Source organism: Flavobacterium piscis (genome assembly GCF_001686925.1).
Taxonomy (GTDB): Bacteria; Bacteroidota; Bacteroidia; order Flavobacteriales; family Flavobacteriaceae; genus Flavobacterium; species Flavobacterium piscis.
In genome coordinates, this window is record NZ_LVEN01000010.1 from 202,839 (window position 1) to 224,216 (window position 21,378).

Annotated in this window: 15 protein-coding genes; 4 read left to right on the plus strand and 11 right to left on the minus strand. The window is 34.2% G+C overall.

Going from position 1 to position 21,378, the window contains the following annotated elements; all coding sequences use genetic code 11:
- Positions 1-2 precede the first annotated feature (2 nt).
- The 6 genes from ileS to gdhA form a co-directional block, all read right to left on the minus strand.
- Complete coding sequence (ileS, locus tag FLP_RS06490) at positions 3-3,404, minus strand: isoleucine--tRNA ligase (RefSeq protein ID WP_065448701.1); 3,402 nt, start codon at positions 3,402-3,404, stop codon at positions 3-5.
- A 204-nt stretch (positions 3,405-3,608) separates the two neighbouring features.
- On the minus strand, positions 3,609-5,528 hold the full coding sequence (locus tag FLP_RS06495; protein ID WP_065448702.1) for a hypothetical protein: 1,920 nt from the start codon (positions 5,526-5,528) through the stop codon (positions 3,609-3,611).
- A gap of 56 nt (positions 5,529-5,584) precedes the next feature.
- Positions 5,585-7,477, minus strand: coding sequence for an outer membrane protein assembly factor BamB family protein (locus FLP_RS06500; protein ID WP_065448703.1), 1,893 nt, complete (start codon positions 7,475-7,477; stop codon positions 5,585-5,587).
- 129 nt (positions 7,478-7,606) lie between these two features.
- Positions 7,607-8,320 (minus strand): DNA repair protein RecO, encoded by a 714-nt coding sequence (gene recO / locus FLP_RS06505; RefSeq protein WP_065448704.1) that lies wholly within the window; start codon positions 8,318-8,320, stop codon positions 7,607-7,609.
- 69 nt (positions 8,321-8,389) lie between these two features.
- Positions 8,390-10,672: a type IX secretion system anionic LPS delivery protein PorZ gene (gene porZ, locus FLP_RS06510; RefSeq protein WP_065448705.1), complete on the minus strand. Its 2,283-nt coding sequence runs from the start codon at positions 10,670-10,672 to the stop codon at positions 8,390-8,392.
- Positions 10,673-10,916: 244 nt separating this feature from the next.
- A complete protein-coding gene (gene gdhA / locus FLP_RS06515) occupies positions 10,917-12,260 on the minus strand; it encodes an NADP-specific glutamate dehydrogenase (RefSeq protein ID WP_065448706.1) in 1,344 nt (447 codons plus the stop codon).
- A 282-nt stretch (positions 12,261-12,542) separates the two neighbouring features.
- Between gdhA and FLP_RS06520 the strand changes: the two genes are divergently transcribed.
- Positions 12,543-13,337, plus strand: a complete 795-nt coding sequence (locus FLP_RS06520; RefSeq protein WP_065448707.1) for a THC0290_0291 family protein — start codon at positions 12,543-12,545, stop codon at positions 13,335-13,337.
- A gap of 83 nt (positions 13,338-13,420) precedes the next feature.
- Here the strand turns inward: FLP_RS06520 and FLP_RS06525 are convergent, their stop codons facing one another.
- Complete coding sequence (locus FLP_RS06525; RefSeq protein WP_065448708.1) at positions 13,421-14,563, minus strand: cystathionine gamma-synthase; 1,143 nt, start codon at positions 14,561-14,563, stop codon at positions 13,421-13,423.
- A 105-nt stretch (positions 14,564-14,668) separates the two neighbouring features.
- Here FLP_RS06525 and FLP_RS06530 point away from each other — a divergent pair, with 105 nt between their 5' ends.
- Positions 14,669-15,412 (plus strand): DUF3298 and DUF4163 domain-containing protein, encoded by a 744-nt coding sequence (locus FLP_RS06530; RefSeq protein ID WP_065448709.1) that lies wholly within the window; start codon positions 14,669-14,671, stop codon positions 15,410-15,412.
- Between the two features lie 270 nt (positions 15,413-15,682).
- Here FLP_RS06530 and FLP_RS06535 read toward each other — a convergent pair whose 3' ends face one another.
- The 4 genes from FLP_RS06535 to FLP_RS06550 form a co-directional block, all read right to left on the minus strand.
- Positions 15,683-16,834, minus strand: coding sequence for an ATP-binding protein (locus FLP_RS06535; RefSeq protein WP_065448710.1), 1,152 nt, complete (start codon positions 16,832-16,834; stop codon positions 15,683-15,685).
- A gap of 127 nt (positions 16,835-16,961) precedes the next feature.
- Positions 16,962-17,714 carry an SDR family NAD(P)-dependent oxidoreductase gene (locus FLP_RS06540; protein WP_065448711.1) on the minus strand — a complete coding sequence of 251 codons (753 nt, stop codon included), beginning with the start codon at positions 17,712-17,714 and terminating at the stop codon, positions 16,962-16,964.
- A 96-nt stretch (positions 17,715-17,810) separates the two neighbouring features.
- A complete protein-coding gene (locus tag FLP_RS06545) occupies positions 17,811-18,317 on the minus strand; it encodes a GNAT family N-acetyltransferase (protein WP_065448712.1) in 507 nt (168 codons plus the stop codon).
- 15 nt (positions 18,318-18,332) lie between these two features.
- Complete coding sequence (locus tag FLP_RS06550) at positions 18,333-19,205, minus strand: aldo/keto reductase (RefSeq protein WP_065448713.1); 873 nt, start codon at positions 19,203-19,205, stop codon at positions 18,333-18,335.
- 212 nt (positions 19,206-19,417) lie between these two features.
- Between FLP_RS06550 and FLP_RS06555 the strand changes: the two genes are divergently transcribed.
- Together FLP_RS06555 and FLP_RS06560 are read left to right on the plus strand one after the other, a co-directional pair.
- A complete protein-coding gene (locus FLP_RS06555) occupies positions 19,418-20,422 on the plus strand; it encodes an AAA family ATPase (RefSeq protein WP_059116622.1) in 1,005 nt (334 codons plus the stop codon).
- A gap of 78 nt (positions 20,423-20,500) precedes the next feature.
- A complete protein-coding gene (locus tag FLP_RS06560; RefSeq protein WP_065448714.1) occupies positions 20,501-21,364 on the plus strand; it encodes a DUF58 domain-containing protein in 864 nt (287 codons plus the stop codon).
- Positions 21,365-21,378: the final 14 nt, after the last annotated feature.

Consider the following 21,378-nt stretch of genomic DNA (forward strand, 5'->3'; position numbering starts at 1 on the left):
ATTTATTTTGAAATTAATATCATTGTTTTTATATCATCAAATTCAATTTCTGTGCCGTTTTCTAAACTATCCACAAAAACCAATTCATCTGTTAATGTCTCAGACTTAATATAGTCTATATTTTTCAGAATTGCTTCTTCTAAAATACCGTTTCGCTTTATTTGAACTTTAATTTTATCAGTAACTTCAAATCCGGAATCTTTACGGATGTTTTGAATTCTGTTTACCAGCTCTCTTGCGATACCTTCGCTTTTCAATTCGTCAGAGATTGTAATATCAAGCGCAACTGTTATTCCGTTTGAATTTGCAACCAGCCAGCCTTCGATATCCTGCGATGTTATTTCGACGTCTTCTAGTGATAAAGTTACATTATTTCCAGCAATAACAATATCTAACGTACCTTGCTTGTCCAACTGATTGATCTGATCTGCCGAAAAAGATTGTATCTCTTTGGAAATCAAACCCATATCTTTACCAAAACGCGGACCTAAGGCTTTAAAATTAGGTTTAATTTGTTTCACCAGAATATCTGAATCATCCTCTAAAAGCAGGATCTCTTTAACGTTTACTTCTGCTTTTACAAGTTCGGAAATTGCTAAAATTTCAGCTCTTTGATTTTCGTCAAGTACCGGAATCATTACCTTTTGCAATGGTTGACGCACTTTAATCATTTCCTTTTTACGAAGCGATAAAACCAAAGATGAGATGGTTTGCGCCTTCTGCATTTTGCTTTCTAACGTTTTATTAACAAAGTTTTCGACAAATTTTGGAAACTGAGCCAAGTGAACACTGCTGTATTGCTCAGATCCTGTAGAACTTGTTAAATCACGGTACAATTTATCCATGAAAAATGGAGCGATTGGAGCGCTTAATTTGCTGATCGTTAGCAAACAAGTATAAAGCGTTTGGTAAGCTGCAATTTTATCCTGAGCATACTCGCCTTTCCAGAAGCGACGACGACATAAACGAACATACCAGTTACTCAAATTTTCCTGAACAAAGTCAGAAATAGCTCTTGCTGCTTTCGTAGGCTCATAATCCTGGTAACATTCATCAACAAATTTAATTAATGTATGCAATTCAGACATAATCCACTGATCGATTTCAGGTCTTTCGTTTAACGGAATTTCTGCTTCGGCGTATTTAAAACCATCGATATTGGCATATAAAGAAAAGAATGAATAGGTGTTGTATAATGTTCCGAAGAATTTACGACGCACCTCACCAATACCTTCAAGGTCAAATTTTAAGTTGTCCCAAGGATTTGCATTCATAATCATATACCAACGTGTGGCATCAGGACCATATTCCGCAATGGTTTTAAACGGGTCAATAGTATTTCCTTTACTCTTAGACATTTTAATTCCGTTTTTGTCTAAAACCAAACCATTTGAAACCACATTTTTATAAGCTACTTTATCAAAAACCAAAGTTCCGATTGCGTGCAGCGTATAAAACCATCCACGAGTCTGATCGACACCTTCGGCAATAAAATCAGCAGGAAAATCTTTATTCTCGTCAATTTTGTCTTTATTCTCAAAAGGATAATGCCATTGGGCGTAAGGCATTGCTCCTGAATCAAACCAAACATCAATTAAATCGCTTTCACGTTTCATTGGCTGGCCTGAAGCCGAAACTAAAGTTATTTGATCGACTACATTTTTATGCAAATCGATTAAATCATAATTAGATTCAGACATGTTTCCGATTTCAAAATCTTTAAACGGATTTTCTTTTTGAAAACCTGCTTCGATAGATTTCTCGATCGCATTGTACAATTCTTCAACAGAACCAATAAGAATTTCTTCTTTTTTGTCTTCTGTTCTCCAAATTGGCAACGGAATACCCCAATATCTAGAACGAGATAAATTCCAGTCGTTGGCATTTTTAAGCCAATTTCCAAAACGTCCCTCACCAGTAGACTTAGGCTTCCAATTGATAGTTTCGTTCAGGTCGAACATTCTATCTTTTACATCGGTTACTTTAATGAACCAGGAGTCTAGTGGATAATATAATAACGGCTCATCAGTTCTCCAGCTGTGTGGATAACTATGTACGTATTTTTCAACCTTAAAGGCTTTGTTTTCTTCTTTTAATCGAATAGCAATTTCGACATCAACAGAACGCTCTGGCGCTTGCCCTTCGTCATAATATTCGTTTTTTACATATTTACCGGCAAGCTCACCTAAATGCGAAGTGAATTTCCCTTGTAAATCGACCAAAGGCACTGCAGTTCCGGTTTCGTCAAGAACCAACATTGGCGGCACTTCCGGTTTTGCTTCTTTTGCAACTTTAGCATCATCAGCACCAAAAGTTGGAGCAGTATGTACAATTCCGGTTCCGTCTTCTGTTGTTACGAAATCTCCAGCGATTACTCTAAATGCGTTTTCAGCATTTTGATAAGGTAATACGTATGGTAATAATTGCTCATAACGAATTTCAACTAAATCAATTCCTTTTGCTTCTGCTAAAATTTTGTACGGAAGTTTTTTGTCACCTTCTTTTACATTATCAAAGTCAGCATCATCTTCACTTGCAAAAAATCCTTTTCCGAATTGTTTTCCAACTAAATTTTTAGCCAAAACAACATTTACAGGTTCAAAAGTATATTGATTGAATGTTTTTACTAAAACGTAATCGATTTTTGGACCAACTGTTAAAGCGGTATTCGATGGCAATGTCCATGGAGTTGTCGTCCAGGCCAAGATGTGAATATCTCCAAAACCTTGTAAAAACGAAGGCAATGTTTCCGGCAAAGTTTTAAACTGCGCAACAATAGTAGTATCCGTAACATCTCTGTAAGCTCCCGGCTGATTTACTTCGTGAGAAGACAATCCCGTTCCTGCTTTTGGAGAATAAGGCTGAATCGTGTATCCTTTGTACAACAAACCTTTATCATAGATTTGTTTCAAAAGCCACCAAACAGACTCCATATATTTTGGTTTATAAGTCACATATGGATCTTCCATATCTACCCAATATCCCATTTTTTCGGTCAAATCATTCCACACGTCGGTATAACGCATTACGGTTTTTTTACACGCTTCGTTATATTCTTCGATAGAAATTGTTTTACCAATATCTTCTTTTGTAATTCCAAGTTCTTTCTCAGTACCTAATTCTACAGGTAAACCGTGTGTATCCCAACCGGCTTTTCTTTTTACCTGAAAACCTTTTTGAGTTTTATATCTGCAAAAAATATCTTTAATCGCACGTGCCATCACGTGGTGAATTCCCGGTAAACCATTTGCTGAAGGCGGACCTTCAAAAAACACGTAAGGCTCAGCACCTTCGCGAGTTGTTACACTCTTTTCAAATATATTTTCTTTCTTCCAAAAATCAAGTACTTCTGACGCTACTGTTGGTAAGTCAAGTCCTTTGTATTCAGTAAATTTTGTGCTCATTTTATCCTTTTCTTAAACGAGGTGCGAAAGTAAGGAATTTTGGATTATTGACCATCAATTTCTTGAAATTTCACAAACTTTTGTTGAGATAATTGGTACAAAAACAAAAGAATTGATTAGTTTCCGGTACTAAACTCAAAAAAATGAGTAAATAAACCAAAAACCAATCAATTCTTCTTATTCTTTTTTTTAAAGTATAAAAGACTATTTAAAACTTCCGAAATACACTTCTTTCATAAAAATTCTATTTCCAAAAACAGCATTTACTTCAACTTTTTCGCGACTTTCCTGATAAGAAGTATCTCCGTAAAAATCTTCAATTTCATAATTGATTTTATGCGGAATCTTTCCTGAATTTAATGCCGCTAACGGGCGATAATCTTTAAAAAGCTTTCTCTCAAAAAAACTTTTGTTTCCATCGTCAAATTCTGTTCTTTCTGTCGCTACAATCGAAAAGTTTTCTTTGTCCACAAAAAGATGATAATCTGTTTTAGGAATTGTTCTATTACTTGTATTTAATGTTTTTTCGAAATAATTCAAGTGATAACATAATTTTCCATCCACCATTTCGTCTTGCAAAAGTTCCAGTTTATTCCATAAGTCAAGTCTAAAAGCAGTTAAAAAATTCACCGGATCTAAATTTGTCGAAAGATTGCCGTAGGTATAGACTGGTAATTTTGCCCATTTAGCTTCTACTCCACTTTCGCGATCGCTGTGACTCCATGCTTCCGGTCCGTTTACAATTTCATAATAAGTTTCAGGCATTTTCTTTTTCAGAAGATAATTAGTCGTCGTCGCCCATCTTTCTTCTGTTTGAGGTATCTTACTTTCTTCTAAAGTTAACTTAGATAACAAATGCGTTTTCTCGACTTTCTTCAGAACATCGCTTCCGCCAAAATTAGCAATGATTTTCGCTAACAAATCCGGATTAGATTGATAAGCAATAGAATCCAGCATATTCTCACGCTGAATTTTGCTTTTTTCTAAAGCTGCTGCACGATTTTCTTTCTCAATACTCCAATCTGTTTCCTGACGGTCAATTTTTTCAAAAAACGCTAGTCGTAATTCTTCTTTTTCCTCCGCAATCTTTAAACCTAATTTTTTAAGTTCCGCAAAACGAGTCGTATGACTTCTATTTTTTTTATCTGCAAAATAACCTCTGTTAACTCTTTCGATAATTGTAGAACCTCTTGAATCTTGCTTGTCATTTTCGATCAATAGATTGGCATACTGCAAAGCTTTTTCTTTATTTTCAAGTAAAAAATAAGTTTCAGCTAAATTGTTGGTGACTATAAAACGAATATCTTCATTTGCTGGAGAAAGCGGATATTTAACCAACAAACTTTCTAAATATTGCAAATGCGGCGTTAGTAATTTCTCGTCTAAACCTTTCTCAAGAGTTACTTTCTCCATCTGAGCTGTAATTTCTGTCTCGAAAGCCAGCATTTGTTTGTATTCTGAATGTCCTTTGGAAGTTACAAATTCAAATTTTTCCTTTACTATACTAGTTGTATATCCAAATTTATAATTTAAAAAATCCTGAATCCTTATTGCCGCTTTGTAAACAACATTATCAAATCCCAGCCCTACATCACTGTAATCTGAGTTCTTTATAGCTGTCTTTACTTTTTTGTCCTGTTCTGAGGCTGCAATTTTCAAAGCCCCCATACTATTTCCCGCACTTACGGAATAAGAATCTGAACCTCCAAAATCTTTAGTCAATATAATTTTATCGCCAAGCTTAACATCCAGTTTTACATTATTTATATAATTAGAATGCGCATTATAAGTCCAACGATTTTTTTCCTTATCATACACACTATCTATTTGAGTGTCTGTATATCTGGGCATCGCAAAGGTTAAGTAAAGCTTAAGCTTTCCGTTTACCGGATCTTTTATAAATCCATCAATATTAAAAAAATCCTTCTTTAAATTAGATTCTTCTTCCTGAAGCGATTTATCTATTTGATAAAAAGCAGTTTGCGTTAATACATTATCAAGAGCTGGAAATTCTGGATATCTAATTACCGGAATTTTAAATTTCTTTGTTTTCGAACTTATTTTTTCTTGTGCCTGAACTGAACCAATTACAAGCAAAGCTATTAAGAGTAATATTTTTTTCATAGGCAAAAAAAAAGCCACCAGAAATTAATTCTGATGGCTTTGGGTTTTTAATTTTCTTATTTTTTATTGAAGATTTGAATAGATTTATCAGACACATAAAAAATGTTTTGTGTCGCAGGATCTACTTCATAAACTGGTTTTGTGTTATTGAAGATGATTTTATCAACCTCAGTTCCATCAGCTTTACTCACTTTTACCAAAATTTTATCTCCACTATCTGCTTTTGCAAAAATATACGAGAAGTCTCTGTTTTGTTTCATTGCATTAAAGCGAGAATTAAATTTAGCCGCTACAATACCAAGAGCAGCTGAAGCTCCGGCCATATTCTTAGCCTGATTCATTTTTGATTTATCTTCTTCTTTAATAACAGTCGATCTCATATTTCCGCTAGAATCACGATACGTCATCGTTAACTCAGAAGCTTGTACAGCACTTACTGCTGACCCAACTCCTAAACCAATACTTCCCGCAATTGCAGCACTTTTAAGTAAACGTCTTGTTCCTTCACCTGGTTGTGTATAAGTAAGGTGGTATTTTATAGTTCCATCCATATTAACTCCCATAACCTCAACTGGTCCTGAAAGCACAACTCCCCAAGGGAATAATTCGATACTGTTTAATTCTTTTTCTTTTTTGATGTTTACTTTAGCAAAAGGCTCTGGTTTGTCCTTGATACTTGGATCAAATTTGTACAATTTCTCATCGTTATATACTAAGTAAGAATTTGAAGCTTCGTCATAAGTTGGTAAAACCGGACGATTTTTATCAAAACCGATGTTACGTTTCCAAAGTTTAACTCCGGTTTTATAATCGACCATGTTTCCGTAAGTTCCTGTAAGATACATTACTTTTTCACCTACTTTTCCTAAGTAATAAATTGGATCTTCTTTGTCATCTGAAATTTCGATGAATTTTTTCCAAAGTTTTTCTCCGTCTTTGTTGATCAGCATCATTTCATTTTCTGCAACATATAAGAAATCCTGATCAATAGGAATTACTCTTTTCAAACCATCTCCACGAGCATCTTTTTTCCAGATTTTTTCTCCTGTAGTTAAGTCAAAAAAATTAAAACCTCCGTAATGAGCAATTAATAGTTTTGTACCCCAATCTTCTAAATAAACAACACGTTTTGTTTTAATAGATTCTTTCCAGATACTTTTTCCGTTTTCGGTATTCAAAACATTCAAATATTCTTTGGCTGCAAATAAACCTTTACTGTTTACAACTACAATATTTTTATCATTTTGAGTCAAAAAGAATCTTGAATACTCTTCTTCAGCTTTCCAGTTTAATTTTCCTGAACTTCTGTCAAATGAATATAGTTTTCCGTACAATAAATAGTAAATTACTGATCCGTGTACTGTCGCTTTATTGGTATTTGCAGATTCTTTTAATGAAAAACTAAATAATGATTTTGCTTTATCTACAGTAGTATTCCATTTTAATTCTCCTGTTTTCATATCTAATAAAGCAATTGCCATATCTCCGTCTTTTTTCAAAGTAAGCAAATACTCATCTGTTTCAGGAATAAAATCTGACTGCATTACCCAGAAAGATTCTTTAGACGAATTATACACCACTTTACCAGTATCAGTATTAATGATAATATATTTATTATTGATGTAAGCCTCTACATAAGGGCTTCCGGCAACACTTGACAAGTCACTTTTTTCTTTAAAAAGTTTACCAAAATCAGGATCAGTCAGGATATCACCCGCTGAAGTTGCTCCAAAATCATCTTTTGTTAAAGTCCAAACAATTTTTTTCGTTTCAGGATCTAAACCTTTTACAGTTCCGCCTTCTTTAAAAACAACAATTCCTGTTATTTCGTTTTGAACCATGTCTTTGACACTGTTCTCTGTAGTGATTATTTCGTCATATTTTCTTTGTGCAGTCGCCGAAAAAGCAACTAAGAAAACCAAAATAATCGAAAAAGTAATTTTCTTCATAGTAATTTTTTTCTTTAAAAAATTTAATAATTAGGCTGGGGTTTTAGTAATGAATTCACTTATTAAAATAATAATTAAGAAAATTTTAATAAAAATTCACTGCGCAAATATATAAAAATAGCATTCACTTTAAGAAAAAATTTCTTTCAGAATATCAAGTGATTTCGGCTTCTTAAAACCGTCTAAATGAAAGCTGTAATAATCGATCAGAATCTTCAATAAAATCTGTCTTTCGATGACATGAAAAACTTTTTCGGTATTGTCAAATTTCAAATCAATTAATTTTTTAAAGAGGTTGGTTTCATGTTCTGTAAGTGCAGTCAAACCATGAAAAAGGGTAAAAACACCATCGTTTATTTCGAAGTAAGGCAAATCGATCTCTGAAACATCCGGATAAAAACCCAAATACTTGGTGATTTCCAAAAGTAAAATCAAATGAAAATTAGAAATTTCGTCATGATGATCCAGCCAGGTTAAGGCCGTTTCCAGGAAAACAAAAAGTGATTCGTTTTTTTCTTCTTCCTGAATAGAATAATGCAGCATCTCAGACAAAAACATGACCATGGTACTTTTTATAATATCAGTATGAATGGTTTGAAAATGAACTGCCGATTTTATTTCTTTAAAATTTTCTAAAGTGCCTTTGTTTTTATGTACCGCTTCGATTTCGAGAATCGACAAAGGCTGAAAGTAAGCAATTTTCTGACTGGCTTTTCGGCTCGAAAAAGCATCGCGCACAAAATAAGACTTCAGGCCGTTTGAAAGCGTAAAACATTTTACGATCAAACTTTTTTCCTGAAATTTTAGCGAAGAGATTACTATTGCTTTGGTTTTGACTAACAATTTTAGATTTTAGATTTTAGATTTTAGATTTTAGAAAACTGAGACTGAGACTGAGACTGAGACTAAAAACTAACGAATAATCATTACTTTCTTAACTTTTGTTTCTCCACCATCCTGAGCTGAGATAAAAATCATGTACACTCCGGAGGCTACTTTATATCGCCCGAAAGCTGTTGTATCCCATTCTATCGTTCCGCCTGTAGAAGTGGTTTCGTATACTAAATTGCCTTCGATATCGGTAATTTTAATATTGGCCTTATCAATCAGTCCAGCTACTTTTACTGTTCCTGAATAGTTGGGACGAACGGGATTAGGATAAACGTAGGCATTATTTAAATCTTCATTTGCCTCGGTTGCGATTCCTTTAAAAGAAACCATACCTTTATCTGTTGCAATAAAAACTTCGCCTGTTGCACTATTAATTTTAATATCATTAATAACATTACTTGGTAAAGGCGAATTATTGATTGTAAAATGATATTTGGTTTCCTGACCGTTTGGCGATACCATAAAAACGCCTGAATCTCCTGTACCAATCCATTTATTATTGGCGCCGTCAACTGCAATTACATTTATAAATTGCTCGTACAATAATTCCTGAGCCAGATTATCATCCATTATAATAACAGGATTTGCTTTGAGCTGGCTCTCGGTCTGAAAGCTTCCCACATTCGACAAAACCCTTAATCCTTTTATGGTTCCAATCCACAGCTGGTTTTTTGTATCGACAGCAACAGAACGAACATCCGCAGTGGGTAAATTTCCAACATCTGCACCAAAAGTTATTTTTTTGAAGGTATTTGTACTTTCGTTAAAACCAATTACTCCTTCTCTATTTGTTGCTATCCATTTTGTATTATTTTTATCAATAACAACATTGGCATAACTGGCAAGCTCGGCATTGTCGAGAATGGTCGCCATAGAATAACTTTGCCATTGTCCGTTTGTTTTTAAAACCTTTAAACCGTTTTTGATCCTGCTATTAGTGACCCAGAGATTTCCAGATTTATCAAAAGCAGTTCCGTTAATACGAACATCTATATAATTGGGACCTTCGGTCGTAATACTTTCCAGTCCACTATTTTTTTCATTATATAAAAATGTAGGCACGTCCTGTTCGATCTTTAATAAACCTGAAAAAAATGAACTTGCATAAACTTGTTTGTCATTGTTGGGATTTACAATAATACGAGTCATAGATTTTGCTCCAAGAACATCATCATAGGATAGATTTATCCATCCTGAAGCATCATACTTACTTATGCCATAATTATCTAACGGATAAGGATTATAAGATGAGGTATAATCTCCATAAACAGTCCAAAGCACATTTGGCGCTACATCGAGTGAAAAAATATTGTTTTTTTCTGGTCCCGCCGGGGTATTATTCTCGAATGTTGAAACATTTGATAAAGTTGAGGAAAACAATCCTTTCTCTTTTGTTCCAATGTAGAGCAAATCTCCAATAGCAGTTGCGCAAGTAAAACTTAATGTATTATCTAAAACCTGAGTATTTGCAATCTGACGGTTTAAAACCATTTGATTTGAATAAACAAAAACTGTATTTGATGTTGTAACAAATAATTTCTGATTTACTGCACGCATGTCTGTAGAGGGTTGCGGAAGCTGCAAAAATCCAATAAATGTATTTGAATTATAACGATGAATATACCCTCCTGAATTGATTGCAATAAGCGTTGTATCTAAAGTTTCTATACTCGACCAATCTCCTGAATTTACCAAAGTCCATTGATTAAAATCGATCAGGTTTGCATTGGTACCATTGGCTTTTCTGATTCCGTTTGAAGTGGCAGCGTAAATAAATCCGTCGAAATAAGCAGTTTGTCTGATATTAATTTCTGCGCCATTATCTCCAATAAAATAAGTATCTCCAAATTGGGATGTTGTTAAATTGAATTGAACGATTCCAAAATCGCAGGAAACATAAACCAAACCGTTATGCTCCATAAAATGATTGATTTTTTTAAGGTTTGCCGGCAATTGCTTGTTGATAATATCTACCACTTTTAAGATGCTTCCGTCTTTTTCATTTATTACAATCATCAAACCATTTTCGTAACCAATTATCGTTTTTTTGAATCCTTCGCTATGATATAAAGCAGAAATTGTCTGGCCCGAAAGTCCATCAACAGTAGTTGTGGTTTTGATGGTGTTTGTCGCTGTGTTTTTAGAAAACAATGCATTTTCTGAAGCTGCAAAAACCGTTGTTGGTGCTTCTGAAATATCTTTTATTTCATTAAATGAAAAATAACTTTGCCACGACAATTTATTCTGAGCGAAACTAAATTGAAACAACACTAAAAACAAAACATACAGAAAGCTTCTCTTCATTACTTAAGATATTCGGATAGACAAATATACTACAAACGAAAGTATTTGATTTTTGTTCTGCTTTAAATAAAGCTCTTTTTTGAACCATTAAGAGATTAAGAAAAATTAAGCATGAAATGTGAAAACAAATCTAAAAGTGATTTAAAATAAAAACAATTTGCGAATTCGTGGCTGAAAATAAAAAATGCCTCCAATCATCTTTAAAAAAGACAAATGAAGGCATTCTTACAATTGTAATTAAAACTTATACCACACCCTGAGCAAGCATAGCGTCGGCCACTTTAACAAATCCTGCAATGTTAGCTCCTTTTACGTAGTCAACATAACCTGATTTATCTGAACCATATTTTACACATGAAGCATGAATTGCCAACATGATTTCTTTTAATCTTTGATCCACTTCTTCAGAAGTCCAGCTTAAACGCAATGAGTTTTGTGACATTTCAAGTCCTGAAGTAGCAACACCTCCGGCATTTGAAGCTTTTCCTGGAGCAAATAAAATTTTAGCCTCCAAAAACACAGTAACTGCTTCTGGCGTAGATGGCATATTAGCGCCTTCAGCAACAGCAATACATCCGTTTGCAACTAAAGTTTTTGCTTCGTCACCCTCTAATTCGTTTTGAGTTGCACATGGCAAGGCCACATCACATTTTACTTCCCAAGGACGTTTTCCTTCAACATATTTTGCATTAGGATATTTCTTTACGTACTCGCTGATTCTTCCTCTTAATTCATTTTTAAGCTCCATTACAAAAGCTAATTTATCTGAATCAATTCCGTCTGCGTCATAAATATAACCATTAGAATCAGAAAGTGTAACTACTTTTGCACCTAATTCGTTGGCTTTTTCTACAGCATATTGAGATACATTTCCTGAACCTGAAATTACAACCGTTTTACCTTTAAAACTATCGCCTTTTGTAGCCAGCATACTCTGAGCAAAATAAACCGTTCCGTAGCCTGTAGCCTCAGGACGTATTAATGATCCTCCAAACTGAATTCCTTTACCAGTTAAAACTCCTGTAAACTCATTTCTTAGTCTTTTATACTGACCAAACATAAAACCAATTTCGCGGCCGCCTACTCCAATATCTCCCGCAGGAACATCAGTATCAGCACCAATATGTTTTGAAAGCTCGGTCATGAAACTTTGGCAAAACTTCATGATTTCGTTATCTGATTTTCCTTTTGGATCAAAATCAGAACCACCTTTTCCGCCGCCCATTGGCAATGTTGTTAAACTATTTTTGAAAGTCTGCTCGAAAGCAAGAAATTTTAAAATACTTAAATTTACCGAAGGGTGAAAACGCAAACCACCTTTATAAGGCCCAATGGCTGAATTCATCTGAATTCTATACCCTCTGTTTACCTGAATTTCGCCTTTGTCGTTTAACCAGTTTACTCTGAACATGATAACACGCTCCGGTTCCACCATTCGCTCTAAAAGCATTTTATTCTGATATTTTTTATTTTCTTCAATAAAAGGAATTACCGTTTCGGCAACTTCTAAAACTGCTTGTAAAAACTCTGATTCATTCGGGTTTTTTTCGCTAACCGAATCCATAAAAGCGGCAATACTTTGTGACATGATTATTAGATTATTAACATTTAAGAAAACGTTTTCGTTGTTCCATACAAAGGTAATCTAAATTGATATTTGTTAAATAAATTTTTAAATATCAATTAAAATTTTTATCTATTATATAGGCAATCTGAAAAAAATAGATTTCAGGTTTGCTAATTTACAGTAATTTACTACCCTTATATTTAAAATTTTAATAATTTTAATAAAAATTCATCAATACAGCTTTTAATACTTTTTTGTTAGTGTTGTTTTTATATATTTGCCAAGATTTGAAAGCCCAAACACATGCTCAAACCTATAATAATCACGCTATTCGCCTTATTTGGAATACCTACAATAGCAAACGCCCAATCTAGTCTCGCCCAAGAAGTAGGAATAATATTCGGACCTTCAACTTTTCAATCTGATTTTGGTCAAAGAAATAATTTTGACACGACCGTTGGAAATACCGGATTTGGAATAGGGATTGTTCATTTTATCAACTTTTCTGCCAATAATAACAGAGAAAGTTTTTTTACGGAACATTTTAAAGTAAGATCTGAATTGTCTTTCAACCAAACCAAATTAGAACATTTTGGTGAATGGGTTGAAATAGAAAGAAAAAAGAATCTTGTACAACATCTTAGAGCAATGCATGGCACCTCTACCTTCGTCAATCTTGGAGCTCAATTAGAATTTTCTCCTTTTATGAAAATTCACGATTTCGAAAATACAATTGGTGGTTTTAGCCCGTATATCAGTTTAGGTTTTCAGGTGAGTTATTACAAAACCAAAGTCGAGTCAAGACTAGGAACTTTAGGACTTCCGCTAACTACGTATCCAAAATACCTAACTCCTTCTGACGGACGCCAGTTTGGTTTTTCTAACGAAAATGGTTTGGTTTTATCAGGAACAGCAGGTGTTGGTGTACACTACAAACTAACAACAATGAGCGATTTAATGTTTGAAGTTCGTTATCAGGGTTACGCCTCTGATTGGGTTGATGGTTTAAATCCGAATAAAGATATTTACAAAGAAAATAAAGCAAACGATTCACAAGTTTGGTTCAATGCAGGATATATTTACTATTTAGAATTTTAAATACTTCCCAAAAATATAAAATCCCAAATTCCAAAATGATTACAATTGGAATTTGGGATTTTTTTTATTTTAGAATTAGCTTTTTATGCTAAAGCCTGCTCTAAATCTGCAATTAGATCTTCGGCATCTTCGATACCCACACTTAATCGAACCAAATCATCGGTAATACCAACTTCGGCTCTTTTATCGGCCGGAATAGAAGCGTGTGTCATCAAAGCCGGATGATTGGCCAATGATTCTACTCCGCCTAAAGATTCTGCCAGTGTAAAAACTTTAAGTTTCTCTAAAAATGCAATCGAATCTTCTTTTTTACCTGATTTAAAAGTAAACGAAACCATTCCGCCAAAAGCTTTCATTTGCTTTTTTGCAATTTCATGAAAAGGATGACTTTTTAATCCCGGATAATAAACGGTATTTATTTTAGGATGATTGCTTAAATATTCCACCACTTTTTCTCCGTTTTCGCAATGTCTTTGCACTCGCAACGAAAGTGTTTTAATTCCTCTTAAAACCAGGAAACTATCCATTGGGCCCAAAGTTGCTCCGGTTGCAAATTGCTGAAAATGCAATTGTTCTCCTAAAGCTTCATCTTTTACGATTAAAGCTCCTGCAATAACATCAGAATGTCCGCCTAAATATTTTGTAGCAGAATGCATTACAATATCAGCTCCTAAATCAAGAGGTTTTTGTAAATACGGTGTTGCAAAAGTATTATCGACAGCAAACCAAATTTTATGTTCTTTGGTGATTTTTGCAATTTCTGCAATATCAGCCAGTTTCATTAATGGATTTGTTGGTGTCTCAACCCAAACTAATTTAGTGTTTTCGTTGATTAATGATTTCAATTTTGCAATATCCGTCATATCAACAAAATGAAATTTAATTCCCGAATCTTTATAAATTCTGGAGAACATTCTATACGTTCCTCCATACAAATCATCCATTGCAATAATTTCATCTCCGGCTTTAAACGATCGTAAGATACAATCTGTCGCTGCTAAACCAGATGAAAATGCCAATCCGCGAGTACCATTTTCGATACTTGCCAAAGCATTCTCTAAAGCTGTACGGGTTGGGTTCGAAGCCCTGCTATATTCATAATCCGCCAAAGGTTTTCCCGGACTAGTTTGTATAAAAGTTGAAGTTTGATACACTGGAGGCATAACAGCTCCTGTACTTGGATCATGATGCTGACCACCATGTATTACTTTTGTATTGAATTTCATATAGTTACAGATTTTAAATGCTTAAACGTGGTACAAATTTACCGTTAAATTTATTTTAATCCTGACACAACTTCTTACCTTTGTATATAATTAACACTTTTCGACATGAAACATTACACTTTTTTAGCCTTTTTGTTCCTAACCCTTGCAAGTTGCAACAAAGAGCTTTCATTTGAGAATGAGACATTTGAAAAAGAATCAACTATTCCATGCAAAAAAGATTGTCCAAAAATTACTATTGATGTTCCTATTGCTAAAAATATTGATGTTGTAGCAGACAGCATCAACAAGAAAGTTTTTTCGGTCATTAAAGAGATTGTTTATTTTGAAGAAGATCCATCAAAAGCGAATGATTATAAAACTTTGGCAGCCTCTTTTATTACTTCTTATGAAGAAATGCATAAAAAATTTCCCGATGAAACCTTTGGTTGGGAAGGAAAAATAAAAGGAAATGTCGAATTTGAATCTGATCAGATCATCAATATCAAAATCGACCATTATACCTTTACAGGCGGAGCTCACGGTTATCAGGGCTTTCGATCATTATTATTTCATCCTAAAACCGGAAAGACCATTTTTACCGATGAAATATTCAAAAACGAAAATGAGTTTAAGGCTTTCGCCGAAAAAGAATTCAGAAAGAAATACAAAATTCCAGAAAAATCAAACATTAATGCAACAGGTTTAATGTTTGAAAACGACAAATTTCAATTACCTCAAAATATTTTTTATACGAATGACGGTTTGCTTTTATATTACAACTCATACGAAGCTGCTTCGTATGCAGACGGACCAAAAGAGCTTTTGTTTTCGTATGCAAAAGTGAGTAAATATTTGAAATATCGATAAGTAAAACATTTGCATGTCCTAAAATAATTTGGCTAAAGCCAAAGAACACCTTTTAATTATATCTCCAGCTAAAGCTGGAGGCTATTCAAAAAAAAACTATAACATGTATGGGTTAGACGCACTGCTGTGCGTCTCTACAAAAAACCTTTGTCGTTTTAAAAACCTTAGCATCTCAGTTCCGATAACTATCGGGATAGCAACTTAGATCCTTCAAAAAACGTTTATCATTTTAAAAACCTTAGTATCTCAGTCCCTTAGTAACTTAGAACCTTATTTACTCCCTTCCTGAAAATCATATTTCATCTTTCTCAAAATCCTCATAGCTTCTTTAAACGATAAATAAATACTTCCAAAGGGTTTTAGAAGCAATTTAGCATCAATCAACTTTTGTTTCGCATCATCAAAACCATTCAGATAGCAAATCATAAAAGTTGACGGTAGATTCTCCAGATCTTTTACTTCACGTTCTGAAAGGGCAATTCCTTTTTGCAGTTTTTGAAGCAACGCCATATTTGCATTATAAATATGGTATAACATTTTACGGTTGAATTCCGGAGGTTGAAAAAGCATTTCACGGTCGATTTTGTAATAACCGTTATCAAAAAAATGAATCGTTTGTTTTTCTAAAGGATAATAACTCGTTTTGTCATTTAACCCTAACGGAACATATTCGGTTATGGTAAAACTATCGTCATCAAAAACAATCGTAACCACATCCTGTGCCGAATAGAAAAGTTTGATTTGTTCGTTGATCAATTCGATATCAACGCGGGATAAGAAAGTTTTATCGCGAGATTTATGCGGAACTCCCGCCCAGCAAATCACAAACAATTCTTTAAAAACATGATATTTAGGCGACATGTCTTTGTGCCTGAAATTCATAAAATCAAAAACACCATCAAGCGTATACTGAATACTGTTTCGAGAACTATTTTCGATCCCAATAACCGTTTCGGTGTTCTGGTAGTTTTTCTCAATTTCCCCTTCAATAGGAACCGAATTACTGCCGCGCCTTATAAAAACGCTGTTGGCCGGAATGGTATGAATGCCTTTTTTGAAATAGGAGATTTTATTTTTTGGTTTAATGGTAACCAAACCAATAACCTTATCTTTTGGAAGATTAGGAAACGGTACATTTTCGTATTGAATTTTGGGAGGATTTTCCAGAAAAGCATTCACAAGATTCTGAATTCGGCTATCATCAAAAAAATCATCGCCTACAATTTCGTTATCCTGATCTTCTACTCCAACCACGATATAAGAATTATTGGTTGGGTTTGAATTTGATAAAGCGCAAATATGCTTCAGGAATTTTCCTTTTCCTTCTCGAGAATGCAAATTCAATTGCCTTTTTTTATCATAAAAACTGCTCTCATCATTATGAGCGAGTAGATTTTTTATTAAAAGGCGCTTGTTGATCATTATTTTTAGACTTCTTAGAAAGTTAGATTATTAGACTTCTTAGATTATTGAACATTTAAATCTTAAACCTCTTAGATTATTTTGATTGTTTAAATCTAAGAAGTCTAAGTTAGTCTAAAAATCTAAGTTATCCTCTCTTAACAATTGTCGACGACGCTTGCGCGGTACTCATCACCACCAAATCAGCAATATTTACATGATACGGTCTTGACACTACAAAGTGAATAATATCAGCAATATCTTCAGCCTGCAACGGATCGAAACCTTTATAGACATTCGATGCTCTTTCGACATCACCTTTAAAACGAACTTCACTAAACTCTGTTGCGACCATTCCGGGGTGAATTGCTCCTACTCTAATACTAAACGGATTCAAATCAATTCGCATTCCGGCTGTAATTGCGTCAACGGCATGTTTTGTTCCGCAATATACATTGCCGTTTGGATACACTTCTTTGGCAGCTGTTGAACCAATATTGATAATATGTCCGGAATTTTTGGCTGTCATTTTTGGAATTACTGCCTTCGAAACATACAAAAGTCCTTTAACATTAATATCAATCATCGCATCCCAATCGTCTAAATCTCCGGTTTGAATAGGGTCTAAACCATGTGCATTTCCGGCATTATTGATCAAGACATCGATATCTGAGAATACTTCCGGCAAAGAATTAATACTTTCCAGAACATCCTTTTTATCTCTGACATCAAATGACAAAGAATGTACTTCGGTAAAAGCCGAAAGTTCTTTTTCAAGTTCGGCCAAACGGTCTTTACGTCTTCCGCAAAGCACCACTTTATAGTTATTTTTTGCCATGATTTGAGCGGTTGCTTTACCAATTCCGCTTGTGGCTCCAGTAATTAAAACTGTTTTTTTCATTCTACTATTTTTATTTTAAAAGTTTTTTGCCACAGATTAAATGGATTAAAATGATTTATAATCTGTGAGAATCTTTTAATCTGTGGCAAAAATTTTTCAATCTTTCCTGATCCAATTGTCTAAATTCAATTTCATATTTAGAGCGGTCCAGGTTTCATCATCCATTTCCCTAACAAACTTTTTATCAGGATTAATGACAAAACCAATCTTTTCATAGCATTTGATTGCTCCAGTATTAAAATCAAAAACATTTAGCTCAACATTTCTTTGCTTACTATTTTCGAGAATAAATTCCAGAAGCAAAGTCACTATTTGTTTTCCAATTCCTTTTCCTCTAATGTTTTCATCCATAATCAAAATTCTTCCCAGATTTGCAAAATTGTCTTTAAAACAAATTTCACAATGCCCGATAGTCGAATCATCAAAAATAGTTACAATTCTAAAAGCAATCCTGTTTTTATTCGAAAGTGATTTTTCTATCTGTTTTTCGGTTAAAGGAAAAGTAAATTCCGGTCCTGCAAATTGCATCAACTCGCGAGCATCTTTTATACTATCAATCAATTGCGTATAAAACCCTGCATCGAATTTTTCTAATCGTATCATTATATGATCAAAGGTTTAAGCAACTTCTTCACCTCTGCTTTCTGTCCAGATGGCAAACCAGTCTTCTTTGTCCATTTCTAATTCAACGGCTTTCATCAGCGATTGAATTCTGGCAATATTTACTGTTCCTGCAATCGGAATAACTGCTGACGGATGTTTTAAAATCCAGGCAAGCAAAAGTGTATCTGATCCAAAACCGTATTTTTTAACCAAATCAGCAAGCAGTTTTTTCAAACGACGTGTTTTTTTAGTATCTTCTCTAAAAACATTACCAAGCGGATTCCATGACAACGGACGAATTCCGTGGGTTTGCATGTAATCAAAGCTTCCGTCAACCATTGGTTCAAAATTCGTTGCCGAAAATTGTACCTGATTGTAGCTTACTTCTGTTTTCTGACGAATCAATTCGGTTTGAGAACTCGTGAAATTCGAAAGTCCGAAATCGATAATTTTTCCTTCTGCTTTTAATTTTTCAACAGCTTCTGCAATTTCATCAGCTTGCATTAATGGACTTGGTCTGTGCAATAAAAAAACATCAACATAATCTGTTTTTAGTTTTTTTAATGATTCTTCAACTGACCAAACAATATAATCCCTGGAGTAATCGTAATGTTTGATTTTGTTTGGGCGGCTTTCGGCTATCATCTGAATTCCGCATTTGGTAATTAATTGTAATTTCTCTCTTGAGATTTTGCTGTTGTGAAATGCCTTTCCAAAATCAGCTTCTGTGGTATACGATCCGTAAATATCTGCGTGATCAAAAGTTGTAATTTTGTTTTCGATACAAAGTTGTATCAGGTTTTCCATTTCTTTAGTTGTAAGGTTTTTATCCCAAACTCCCCAATTCATAGTGCCCGAAATTATGGGCGATAATGCTGTTTTACTCATGGTTTCATTGCGTTATTTTTGGTAATAAATATGCTTTTCTGAAGCATAATCACCAAAGTTCTTAAAAATATAAAAATAGATTCACAATTAGTCCTTAAAATTAGGTCATTGGTCGAAGTTTTAACCATTCTTTAACATCTTACTTCTCAAAAAATATTCAATTTGCACTCTCAAAAGCTACGCATAGAAATCAAGGTTTTAAAAATATTTATATGGAAGAAAATACAACGACTTTAGACATTAGAGCGATAAATGAAAAAATTGAAAGAGAAAGTGCTTTTATAGACCTTCTTACAATGGAAATGAACAAAGTTATTGTGGGCCAGAAACATATGGTCGAGCGTTTACTAATTGGACTTTTGGGACAAGGGCATATTTTGCTTGAAGGTGTTCCCGGATTAGCAAAAACTTTAGCCATAAATACTTTGTCTCAAGCAGTACAAGGTTCGTTCAGTCGTATTCAGTTTACACCTGACTTATTACCTGCCGATGTCGTTGGAACGATGATTTACAACATAAAAGCAAACGAGTTTTCTATCAAAAAAGGGCCAATCTTCGCAAATTTCGTCCTTGCCGATGAGATTAACCGTGCTCCGGCAAAGGTTCAATCGGCACTTTTGGAGGCGATGCAGGAAAAACAAGTAACTATTGGCGACACGACTTTCAAACTAGATCGTCCGTTTTTAGTACTGGCAACTCAAAACCCGGTTGAGCAAGAAGGAACATACCAGCTTCCGGAAGCGCAAGTCGATCGTTTTATGCTAAAAACGGTAATTGACTATCCAAAAATTGATGAAGAGCGTTTTGTAATTCGTCAAAACTTAAAAGGAACTTACGAAAAAGTAAATGCTGTAGTTTCTGTAGAACAAATTTTACGTGCACAAGAAGCGGTTCGTGAAGTTTACATGGATGAAAAAATCGAAAAATATATTTTAGATATCATATTTGCTACTCGTTATCCAGAGAAGTACAAATTGGCCGACCTAAAACCTCTTATTAGTTTTGGAGCATCACCACGTGGAAGTATCAATTTAGCTGTTGCAGCAAAATGTTACGCTTTCATCAAACGTCGTGGTTATGTAATTCCAGAAGATGTTCGTGCAGTTGTACATGATGTTTTACGTCACAGAGTTGGGATAACATATGAGGCTGAAGCCGAAAACATTACTTCTGTAGACATTATCAACAAAATCGTAAACGAGATTGAAGTACCTTAAAAATAGTTTTCAGTTTTCAGTCACAGTGAACATATTACAAGTAACTGCGACTGAAAACTGCGACTGAAAACTAAAGAAATGGATACAAAAGAGCTTTTAAAAAAAGTACGGAAAATAGAAATCAAAACCAAAAGACTGAGCAATCACATCTTTTCGGGAGAATATCACTCTTCATTTAAAGGACGAGGGATGACTTTTAGTGAAGTACGTCAATACCAATATGGCGATGACATTCGTAACATCGATTGGAATGTAACTGCACGCTATAACGAAGCCCACGTAAAAGTTTTTGAAGAAGAACGCGAATTGACCATGGTTTTAATGGTTGACATCTCAGGTTCAGAGGGTTTTGGTTCTAAAAGTCAATTTAAAAAAGACATCGTCACCGAAATTGCGGCAACGATGGCTTTTTCGGCTACACAAAATAATGACAAAATTGGTTTAATATTATTTTCTGATAATGTAGAATTGTATATTCCGCCAAAAAAAGGTCGTTCCCACGTTTTGAGAATCATTCGTGAACTGATCGAATTTGAACCAAAAAGCCAGAAAACAGATGTTGGAGCTGCTTTAAAATTTTTATCAGGAACCCAGAAAAAGAAAGCGATTGTCTTCGTGATTTCTGATTTTATGTCTGAAAATTATGAGCAGACTTTGAAGATTGCGTCTAAAAAACACGACATTACCGGTGTTAGGGTTTACGATATTCGTGAAGAAAAAATTCCAAATTTAGGAATGGTATCTATGCTCGACGCTGAAACGGGAAAAATTCAATTGGTAAATACAGGTTCAAAAACCGTGCGAATGAATTACGAAAAACACTATCAGGAAAGAGTTAATTATTTCAAAGATATTTTTAGTAAATCCGGAGCTGGAGTTGTAAACACAAGAGTTGATGAAAACTATGTGACTAAATTACTGGGGTATTTCAAGTCAAGATAAATATAATTTTACAT